Origin of the sequence: Capnocytophaga sp. CM59 (assembly GCF_000293175.1) — a bacterium.
GTDB classification, from domain to species: Bacteria; Bacteroidota; Bacteroidia; order Flavobacteriales; family Flavobacteriaceae; genus Capnocytophaga; species Capnocytophaga granulosa.
The window spans coordinates 53,062-62,815 of the sequence record NZ_ALNN01000058.1; the positions used below are offsets into that span (position 1 = coordinate 53,062).

The window sequence follows — 9,754 nt, forward strand, 5'->3', positions numbered from 1 at the left end:
TTCTCCAAACAATAAAATATATTTGAGAAAATTATTTAAAAAATAATTCACTCACCTTTCCTTGTCCCGCCCACTGCATATCATAGACCTCGTCAGCAAGGGTAGGGTCATTTTCTATTTGTAGCCCTTGGGCTTCGGCTTTGAGCTTTAGTAGGTTTCCGATAGTGAATTTGCTGTTGAGTTTTTCTAAGAGCGCATTTACCCCACTTATAGAAAGCGCCTGGGCTACCTGTCCTTGGAAAGGGAGTTCCATCCAGATAATCTCTTTAGCCTCCACGTCCAACACCCCAAAGAGCAGTCCCTTCTGCAAGGGCTGGGTGATACGCACCTGATGAATCACAGCCGAAGGATCATAAGCTACTCCAGTGCGTTCGGATACTTTCATCTTATACTTACTATCCATCCATCCTACCACTAAGTTAGGCGACAAAGCACCACAAGAATACGCATTGCAGACAAAGGTTACATATTTGGCCTTGTGCTGGCGTAGGGTATTGACGTCAATATTGATATATTCGGCCGTACCTATCTTGTCAGGGATACTGCGAATATCTCCGCTGTGCTGGCACCCTAAGGTGGTAAGTTGCCCGAAATAGCAAATATCCGTCCTGTCCTTATAGATAATACGGCAGGACAAGTCCATATCGAGATGCTGAGCAGGCAGGTCTTTACCCCATTGCATAAAAAGGCGTATTTCGTTACCTTCTAATGGGAAACGAGTACCCATAAGGGTTGCATTGAAGTCATGTACATTATGGCTTCTATCACCTATAGGTAGCGGTATATGGTAGAGTTGTGGGTCTATATAGATAAAATGGTTCTTATTTTCCTCCTTAGCGAACTGATGCTGTATTGTCCATAAGCAAAGATCTTCTATCTTGGCCTTCATCTCAGCCAATTGCTCCTCATTATAGCTTTCGACAACCAAAGGGTGTTTAGGAATTTCTACTCGAGTTCCTAAGATCGTCTGTACGCTGCGTTTGCCCTCTTTGCTAAAGTACAAATCGGCATATGTATTTAGGGTAAAGAGCAGGCGAGTAGGCACTTGGTCTATGATTTCCTTGAAGGCAGAAAGCGTGTCATCGGCTCCCAGCCAAAGCATACAAGCAAAGAGAGAGCGGGCAAAGACCCCAGGGCGCTGTTTAAGCAGGAAAAAAGCCTTTTCGCTATCCATATTCTGGTAAGCAGCATTAAGTTCGGCTTGCCATACACTATAACGCTCGTTATAGAATACGTCCAAAAGAGTAGCGAGCTTTTCAAAACCTTTCTTTTTGCTATATTCCGCCAAGCGCAAGGCACGGATAAAGCGCACCCACATCTCACGCTTAGGGTGCATGATCTCACACGCCTTTTCCGCTGAAAGAGGTAAGGCATTGAGCCAACACGCCACTCTGGCACATTCCTGGCGGGAGTATTTGAGCTTGAGTTCTTTTTGTGCTCTTTCTTTGACAGTCATACTCAGGTCTAAGGATCTGACGATATGGCAGTTGTTTTTAGCGTCCTTCTTCATGATGGTCTTAGGTTCTACAATTTGTAAAAAACCTGTTCTTTTATACCACAAATAGCGCAATATATCGGTAGGAGAGCTAAAACAAGCTCCAGCCTCGGCCTCCTCACCCTGAGCAATGTAGCTATCTACTACCAAGACGAGCGTCTCTTTCATACCAATACGAGTCTCGGCAGCCACTGAGAAAAAAGGTAACAACAGCTTAAGCGAATCGGACTGAGTGGCATCCAAAGCAGTTTTGGAGCTTAGTAGGTTTTGGAAAAAGGTATTGGCCTCTGCTTCACGCCATAGGTCAAGGATTTTTAACTTGCTACCCTGTCCTTGATATTCTATTTCACCCAATTCAAAAGGGGTTCCACAGAAAGGACAACCATTGTAGCGATCCAGCGGAAAAGTACCATAAGGAATATAGTGTCCGCAGGCTAAAAAGCGTTCATGCTTAGGGGTAAAAGGCTCCTTATGATTTTCTTTCTTATAGCTCTCTTCATATAGATAGTCAAAGTAATCATCAGACTTTATCAAATGAGGATATTGGTTATAGAAAGCAGTGATAAGATGGTCAATAAAGCCCTCGCCTGTAGGCACTTCCCAATTCTTGATAAGGGGTGCCCAGTTGAGTTTCACATGAAGTACCTCTTTTATTACCTTGACAACAGACTGGCGATACTCGTTTGTCGTACCATTGATAGCATGCAAAAGGTTTTCGGTAAGGCCAAAACCATGTTTTCGCAAGGCAGCTACCAATTCCAAGGTGCCTGGCTGTATAGCCTTTTGAAAAGGCATCATATCAGGGACGAATAAAGCGTTTTGCCTAAGGGCAACTTTTAGTAGGGCGGTTATCTTTTCCATAGCACATTATACAATAAAAAAAGAAAGGTAATCACAGAAGTAAATCTTAACCTAAAAGAGAGAAGTAACTTCTGTTTGACCTTTCTTAGTTGTTTTTTGTAGGACAGACGGGACTCGAACCCGTAACCAGGGAGTTAGAAGCTCAGAAGTAAATGGTAATTGACCTGCTAAAAGAGAATAATCTTACCATTACCTGCTCTACCCAATTGAGCTACTGTCCTAATATGTTATAAATACAATTTGTTATAGAGGTTCTTTTTCTCTTTCTGGGTGCAAAATTATAACCCTACTGCGCAATGTTTTTGCGTAGTTCTAAGAAAAAGATGTAATTAACAAAAATATAACACAGTTGTTATTTTATACTGCTACATTAAAGTCTCTAAGAGCTTCATTAAGAGAAGTTTTTAGGTCTGTAGAGGCTTTTCGCTGTCCGATGATAAGGGCGCAGGGTACTTGGTAAGCACCAGCGGGGAATTGCTTGGTATAGCTACCTGGAATCACTACTGAGCGGGCAGGGACATAGCCCTTGTATTCCACAGGTTTCTCCCCTGTTACATCTATAATCTTGGTGGAGGCTGTCAGTACTACATTGGCACCCAAGACAGCTTCTTTCTCTACGCGTACTCCTTCTACTATGATGGAGCGAGAGCCTAAGAAAGCGCCGTCCTCTATCACTACAGGGGAGGCTTGTAGGGGTTCCAACACGCCTCCTATACCTACCCCTCCGCTTATGTGTACATTCTTACCCACTTGGGCACAACTACCCACGGTAGCCCATGTATCAACCATGGTGCCACTATCGACATAAGCACCAATATTTACATAAGAAGGCATCAGTACGACCCCTGAGGCGAGATAAGCCCCACGACGAGCGGTAGCAGGAGGTACTACACGTACGCCCTTGTCCTCATAGTTGTGCTTGAGGGGAATCTTATCATAGTACTCGAAGATCCCTACCTCTTTGGTTTCCATTTTGCGGAAAGGAAAGTATAGAATGACTGCTTTTTTAATCCATTCGTGTACATGCCAGCCTTTATCAGAAGGAGTGGCTACCCTTAGTTCTCCACGGTCGAGTAGGTCTATGGTAGCATCAATGGCTTTCATAGTAGCTTCATCGGAAAGCAGACGGCGGTTTTCCCATGCAGCCTCTACTTTCTCTTGTAAATCTTTTATATTCATAATTGATAATTCATTTCTTATTTGCAAAGATAAGAAATTTAATGATTAATGAACTGATGTTTAATGATTAATTAACGCCTTAAGATTGGTATACCAAGTGCTTGTAAGGAGCCCCCGCGAGCATCTTCATATCGGCATATACAAAGCCCATACGAAGGTAAAGCTTTTCTGCTTGAGGGTTGTCCATAGAGACTAATAGTCCAATGGTCTCTCCCTTGAGTAGTTCCTTGAGGTGGAGTAGCAGAGAGGAGCCTATACCTTTTCCTTGTACCTTGGGGGAGACACTTAGTGTATCTATATAATACTCACCAGCTTGGGTTTCTTTTTCCAAGCGGATGTCATGTCCATAGGAAGCTTTGATAAAATCAAAAACAGACTGAGACAAGGGGTCTATATGGGCACCATTATAATAGACAAGCGAACCGAGAATCTGTTTATCTTTTTCATAGACCAAAGTATTCTCATAGGAATATTGGTTGTTTTCTTGGATAAAGAGCTTTTCAAGGAATCGGATAGACTCCTGAATATCTTCTTGTTGAATAAGTTTGAAAACGATTTCAGACATAGCCTGAAACATAAGGGGAGCCACAAAAGGGGCATCGGCAGGGGTGGCTGTACGTATCATTGAAATAGGTAAGTAATGGTTCCGAGTTGTTTGTTTTTGCTATCTTTGTTAAAGCGAGCTTTGCGGGCGTAATAGATAGCATTGTCTATCAAGCATCCGTTGGCTGTACTTGAAGAGGCTTTGTTATAAGAGGCCTCTATGACTCGTCCTTGGTCATCTACAGTGATATTGACGACCACTTTGCCTGATTCTTCACAAGTATAGACAGGGTTGGGAAGTTCTGCAACGGCTTCTCTTCCAGAGAGATAATAGGAAATCAGGGTACGCTTATTGGCTTTTTTCTCATTCTTGTTTTGTGGCTTATATTTCTCCAAATCTTTAAAAGACATACCATCATTGACCTTATAGGGTTCCACTTTGGGTGGTTCTACGCCTTCTGCTTCGCCAGGGGTCTTATCTGTCTCACCAGAAGCTTCTTGGGCTTGTTGTTTGGCTAAAAGGTCGTCCAAACTCTCAAGGTCTTTGGCCTGTTTGATACGAGAATCAGCTTCGTTATAGGAGCGGGTGGTTATTGGCGCATTATCGGGAACACTTTCTTGTTCTTTTTGGGTATCTTCAGGGATTTTTTCTTCCTTTAGGAGCTTGTCTATTTCCTCGGCAGGGGGAATCTCTACCCAAATCTCTTCAGGCTTATTATTGACCCTGATAATAATAAATGAAACCACTATACAAAGCATAATCACTAAGGTAATGACGAAAGCCCTTTCCTTACCAGACAAGCTTGTGGCTTCAATTTCTCTCTTAATGTATTGTGTTAGTTTCATGGGGGGTGTGGTTTATAAATTGTTGCACAAAATCCTCAGGGGTGTAGGCTTGTGCTACAGCGTATGCTCCTATCTGGGTACGCCTTAGGGAGGTAAGGTGTGCTCCACTACCTAAGGCCTTGCCTATGTCATGTACCAAGGAACGTATATAAGTCCCTTTGCTACAATGTACCTTAAAGGAGAGTTCTTTTTCTCCTGTGAGGGAGAGTTCTAAAGCATGTATGGTAATAGCTCTTTTGGGTACTTCGGTAGTCTCTCCTTTGCGAGCGAGTTCATAGAGGCGCTTTCCGTCTTTTTTGATAGCCGAGAATAGGGGAGGGGCTTGAATGAGATCTCCAACAAACTGTTCTCTGACCTGCTCAATGAGTTCGGGAGTGATATGCTCGGTTGGGAAGGTGGCGTCAATCTCTGTTTCTAAGTCATAGGAAGGAGTAGTAGCTCCTAGCGCAATGGTGCCAGTGTATATCTTGGGAGCGTCCTGTATCTGAGGGATTTGCTTGGTATGCTTGCCTGTGCATAGTATCAAAAGCCCTGTAGCCAAGGGGTCAAGGGTACCAGCATGGCCTATCTTGAATTTTTTCAGGCGATACTTCTTCATGATAGCCCACTTGAGTTTGTTGACCGCTTGGAAAGAACTCCAGTGTAAAGGTTTGTCAATCAGTATGATAGTTCCTTCTATGAGTGATTGCATAGGTAAAATGATTTTTAAGGAAATGAAAGTTGTGGCAAAAGTACATTTATTTTTTTAATTCTAATAGCTTTTTAAAAAAATTAATCAGTTAAGCGTAAAAAAAGGAGCGGAAAGTATGCTTTTTGCGTTTCTCTTTTCACTATCACTGATTTATATTTCGGACTTATAAGTGTTAAATTTATGTTTATTTAGAATGAGAATAAAATATATGCAAAACAAAGAAATTTATTGTAATATAAAGAAAAATACCTATCTCTGCAATGGAAATAAAAAAACAAAACATTAACAATATGCCAACGTCTTCAAATGAAAGCACCCCTAAGAAAGGCCGATTTTTTCGGTATCTGATTCCTTCTTTTGTAGGAATTATATTGGGCTTGTGTGGGTATATATTTTACCTTTCCAAGGCGCATTCTTATCTTTCGGATGACCCCAAGGCGTGTGTGAACTGCCACATCATGGAGCCAGAATATGCTACATGGTCGCACTCCTCACATGGACGCAATACGGTCTGCAACGATTGCCATGTACCTCATGACAATGTATTCCGTAAGTATTACTTCAAGGCCAATGACGGGCTAAGGCATGCTACCATGTTCACCTTTCGACTCGAACCACAGGTGATCAAAATGCATGCTCCAGGGCAGAAGGTAGTACAGGAGAACTGTATCCGCTGCCATAGCACTCTTGTCTCTGAAGTAAGGCTAGGTAAAGTAACTGCTCCTATGGCACATGCCGATAATGGTAAGCTCTGCTGGGAGTGTCACCGCGAGGTGCCCCACAGTCGCGTACGCGGATTGAACTCCGCTCCTCACTCTCCTGTACCTATCATAGATGATATGGGTGAAAATACCCCACAGTGGATACAGGACTTAATAAAAACAGAAAAAAAATAATTGATTAAAAACAAACTAATTTATACAACGATGAAAAAGAAAAATTGGTTACTAGTAGGAATATTAGCTATAGTGACGTTCCTTTTAGGTTTGTTAGCTAATTCCATAATGAATAGGTCTCATGAGGCCGAATTTATAGCCAAAGGAGGTAATAACTTGGAAGACCAAGAGTGCCGCAATGAGCTTTACAAAGAGTTTTACCCTCGTCAGTATGACTCATGGGAAGCTACTGCCGATACCACTTTCCGCTCTAAGTATATGAGCAGTCAAGATGATGACCTCTTGGCACTACGTCCTGAAATGGTAATCCTTTGGGCGGGCTATGCCTTCTCTAAGGAATACAATGCACCTCGTGGCCACATGCATGCCATAGAGGATGTTACCAAAATCCTCCGTACAGGATCTCCTTCTGAGACTACCCACTCTCCACAGCCAGGTACTTGCTGGACTTGTAAGAGTCCTGATGTACCTCGCCTTATGAAGAAAGTAGGTTTGGAAGAATACTATAGTGCTCCTTGGGACAAGTGGGGTAGCGAAATAGTGAACCCTATCGGTTGTGCTACTTGCCACAATACCAAGACTATGAGTTTGGAAGTACACCAACCAGCGTTGGCAGAGGCTTTTGCTCGCCAAGGAAAAGACATCAACAAAGCGACTCACCAAGAAATGCGTTCCCTTGTATGTGCCCAATGCCACGTAGAATACTACTTCAAAGGAGATAAGAAATATCTTACTTTCCCATGGGACGAAGGTATGACTGTGGAAAAAATGGAAGAATACTACGACAAAGAAGGCTGGACAGACTATGTTCATAAAGTGAGTCGTGCTCCTATTATCAAGGCACAACACCCCGATTATGAGCTTTCTCAGCTCGGTATCCACGGACAGCGTGGAGTATCTTGTGCAGACTGCCACATGCCTTACAAGACCGATGGGGCTGTGAAATTCACTGATCACCAAATCTCCAGTCCTTTGCGTAATATTTCTGCCAGTTGCCAAACTTGTCACCGCCAAAGCGAAGAAGACCTTAGAAAGAATGTATATGACCGCCAAGATGCTGTATATGGTATGCGTATGAAACTTGAAAAGGAATTGGCTAAAGTACATTTTAAAGCTAAATTCTTGTGGGACAATGGGGCAACTGAAGAACAAATGAAACCTACCTTAGCTCTTATCCGTAAGTCTCAATGGCGTTGGGATATGGTACACTCCTCACATGGAGCGGCTTTCCATGCTCCTATAGAGTCAGAGCGTCTCCTTAGTGATGGGCTTATTTATGCTCTTGAAGCTGAAAAGAACTTGGATGTGCTTAAAGAAAAATTGCATATTGCAGCTGAGTTCGTAATGCCAGACATTAGTACTAAAGCCAAAGCTCAAAAAGAAATAGGCTTAGACATACCTAAGGAAGAAGCAGCTAAGAAAGAATTCTTGAAAACTATCGTTCCTAAATGGCTCGAAGAAGCTCGTAAAGAAGGTCGCTTAGTTACACAAAAATAGTGCGAACTGCACAAATAAGTAGGGGCGAATGACAATTCGCCCTTACTTTTTATATTTTGATTAATCATTAATCATTAACCATTAATCATTATTAATGAAGTCTTATCCTTTCGCTATTGTTTTTTCTCTTACCGCTGTAGTGGTAGGACTGGTGCTACAACTCTCCATAGGCAGTATCAGCAAGAGCTGGTTTAGCTTTCCTTACAATGTGGTAGGGGGAGCTGTCTTTGTCTTTTTGACAACGGCTATTTATTTCCTTTGGCGCAAGACCAACTTTATCCTTCGTTTCGCCTCGGCACCTTTTGCCATTGTTACGGTAGTAACACTTGGGGTACTGACCATTGGGCTGGGAAGTATCAATGTAAAGCCTGAGGAACTTACAGGTATCTTGGGCAAGTTGGGCTTAGATGACCTTACCAAGACATGGTATTTTGGCCTTGTTTTCTTTTTGACCTTAACCAATCTTTGGTTTTCTATCCTCAAGCGCTCTATGGTTTATCAGCGTAAGAATATTGCTTTCTTGCTCAATCACTTTGGTTTGTGGCTGGCTATGTTTGCAGGCGTCTTAGGTCAGGGAGATATTGTTCGCCTTACGATGGACCTTAAGAAGGATATCCCCCAGTGGCAGGCCAAAACAGCCGATGATAAGGTAGTAAATCTGCCTCTGGCGATAGAACTCAAGGAATTTTCTATAGACATTTATCCTAACAAACTCTTTGTGATAGATACCACAGGTACTTCGCTGCCTAAAGGAAAACCTATTGGTTTCATGCTGGAGCGAGAAGGGGAGCAGGCCACGCTACTGAATTGGAAAATTACCTTACACAAGTATTTAGAAAAAGCCATTCCAGATACAGATTCCACTTATATTAACCATACCATGTGGGGAGCTGCCAATGCAGCTCTAGTTACAGTAGAGGACTTGCGTACCCACCAGAGAAAGAAAGAATGGATCTCGGCAGGGAACTTCCAGCTTCCTCCTCGTGCAATAGACTTAGATAAAGAACATACCCTAGTTATGGCGCCACCTGAAGCACGTAAGTTCCAATCTCAAGTACTTATCTATCAGAAGGGTAGCAATCGTATCTTGGAAGAAAAGATAGAAGTCAATCACCCCATAAGTGTAGGCGGTTGGCGTATCTATCAGCTCAGTTATGATGAGCGTATGGGGCGCTGGTCAGACCTCAGTGTAGTGGAACTGGTATCAGACCCTTGGCTTCCAGTGGTGTATGTAGGTATTTTCTTACTTATTGCAGGCGGTGTAGCGCTATTATTTGAAGTAAAAAGGAATTAGTTGTTGTTAGTTGTCAGTAGTCAGTTGTTAGTTGTCAGTAGTCAGTTGTTAGTCTCTAGAAACTAACCACTAACCACTAACCACTATGTCATGTCCTAAAATTAGTTGACACTTTTAGTTATTTGTTTAACATCATTTTTATCAAGTCACACTTTATGTAACTTCAGGAATAACTTTAGTTCTGTAATCATATATAAGCATGGCTTTTATCTTTAATAGCCTATAATATCTATGTTTATGCTACTTGATTAAAGAAAATACTATCTGGTGTCTTCAACTCTAATGACCAGTGTAGGCGCTCTTGGTTATAAGTCTCTATAGCCGAACGAACAGCTCTTTCAGCTAATTGTTCGTCATTAAATGTCCTATCTAAGAGAAATTCAGCTTTCAATATCCCATTTACACGCTCTGCACAAGCATTTTCATAACAATGATCCTTCTCTGTCATACTG

At 42.3% G+C, this 9,754-nt stretch carries 9 protein-coding genes and 1 tRNA gene; 3 read left to right on the top strand and 7 right to left on the bottom strand.

What is annotated here, in order from left to right; genetic code table 11:
* Positions 1-31: 31 nt before the first annotated feature.
* From HMPREF1154_RS11385 to truB, 6 genes are all read right to left on the bottom strand, one after another.
* A complete protein-coding gene (locus HMPREF1154_RS11385; protein ID WP_009642748.1) occupies positions 32-2,356 on the bottom strand; it encodes a prokaryotic RING finger family 4 in 2,325 nt (774 codons plus the stop codon).
* Between the two features lie 99 nt (positions 2,357-2,455).
* Positions 2,456-2,577, bottom strand: a tRNA-OTHER gene (locus HMPREF1154_RS13425).
* Positions 2,578-2,713: 136 nt separating this feature from the next.
* A complete protein-coding gene (locus HMPREF1154_RS11390) occupies positions 2,714-3,535 on the bottom strand; it encodes a 2,3,4,5-tetrahydropyridine-2,6-dicarboxylate N-succinyltransferase (protein ID WP_009642724.1) in 822 nt (273 codons plus the stop codon).
* Between the two features lie 79 nt (positions 3,536-3,614).
* Positions 3,615-4,160, bottom strand: coding sequence for a GNAT family N-acetyltransferase (locus tag HMPREF1154_RS11395; RefSeq protein WP_009642711.1), 546 nt, complete (start codon positions 4,158-4,160; stop codon positions 3,615-3,617).
* On the bottom strand, positions 4,157-4,924 hold the full coding sequence (locus HMPREF1154_RS11400) for an energy transducer TonB family protein (protein WP_034567433.1): 768 nt from the start codon (positions 4,922-4,924) through the stop codon (positions 4,157-4,159). The genes HMPREF1154_RS11395 and HMPREF1154_RS11400 overlap by 4 nt, the downstream gene beginning before the upstream one ends.
* The gene (truB, locus tag HMPREF1154_RS11405) at positions 4,902-5,615 is read right to left on the bottom strand and encodes a tRNA pseudouridine(55) synthase TruB (protein ID WP_009642720.1); all 714 of its coding nucleotides are present in this window, start codon (positions 5,613-5,615) and stop codon (positions 4,902-4,904) included. The genes HMPREF1154_RS11400 and truB overlap by 23 nt, the downstream gene beginning before the upstream one ends.
* Positions 5,616-5,905: 290 nt before the next feature.
* On the opposite strand from truB, the gene nrfH reads away from it, so the two are divergent.
* The 3 genes from nrfH to HMPREF1154_RS11420 all read left to right on the top strand — a co-directional run bounded on the left by nrfH (position 5,906) and on the right by HMPREF1154_RS11420 (position 9,302).
* On the top strand, positions 5,906-6,511 hold the full coding sequence (nrfH, locus tag HMPREF1154_RS11410; RefSeq protein ID WP_034567438.1) for a cytochrome c nitrite reductase small subunit: 606 nt from the start codon (positions 5,906-5,908) through the stop codon (positions 6,509-6,511).
* Positions 6,512-6,541: 30 nt separating this feature from the next.
* On the top strand, positions 6,542-8,008 hold the full coding sequence (gene nrfA, locus HMPREF1154_RS11415) for an ammonia-forming cytochrome c nitrite reductase (protein WP_034567436.1): 1,467 nt from the start codon (positions 6,542-6,544) through the stop codon (positions 8,006-8,008).
* Positions 8,009-8,102: 94 nt separating this feature from the next.
* Positions 8,103-9,302 carry a cytochrome c biogenesis protein ResB gene (locus HMPREF1154_RS11420; protein ID WP_009642739.1) on the top strand — a complete coding sequence of 400 codons (1,200 nt, stop codon included), beginning with the start codon at positions 8,103-8,105 and terminating at the stop codon, positions 9,300-9,302.
* A 235-nt stretch (positions 9,303-9,537) separates the two neighbouring features.
* Here the strand turns inward: HMPREF1154_RS11420 and HMPREF1154_RS11425 are convergent.
* Positions 9,538-9,754 (bottom strand): integrase core domain-containing protein (locus HMPREF1154_RS11425; RefSeq protein ID WP_009640930.1); only part of this gene is annotated, 217 nt, incomplete at its 5' end.

Coding starts and splice junctions, on each gene's coding strand:
- HMPREF1154_RS11400 (WP_034567433.1), bottom strand. CDS start 4,924: ATGAAACTAACACAATACATTAAGAGAGAAATTGAAGCCACAAGCTTG.
- nrfH (WP_034567438.1), top strand. CDS start 5,906: ATGCCAACGTCTTCAAATGAAAGCACCCCTAAGAAAGGCCGATTTTTT.
- HMPREF1154_RS11390 (WP_009642724.1), bottom strand. CDS start 3,535: ATGAATATAAAAGATTTACAAGAGAAAGTAGAGGCTGCATGGGAAAAC.
- truB (WP_009642720.1), bottom strand. CDS start 5,615: ATGCAATCACTCATAGAAGGAACTATCATACTGATTGACAAACCTTTA.
- HMPREF1154_RS11420 (WP_009642739.1), top strand. CDS start 8,103: ATGAAGTCTTATCCTTTCGCTATTGTTTTTTCTCTTACCGCTGTAGTG.
- HMPREF1154_RS11385 (WP_009642748.1), bottom strand. CDS start 2,356: ATGGAAAAGATAACCGCCCTACTAAAAGTTGCCCTTAGGCAAAACGCT.
- HMPREF1154_RS11395 (WP_009642711.1), bottom strand. CDS start 4,160: ATGATACGTACAGCCACCCCTGCCGATGCCCCTTTTGTGGCTCCCCTT.
- nrfA (WP_034567436.1), top strand. CDS start 6,542: ATGAAAAAGAAAAATTGGTTACTAGTAGGAATATTAGCTATAGTGACG.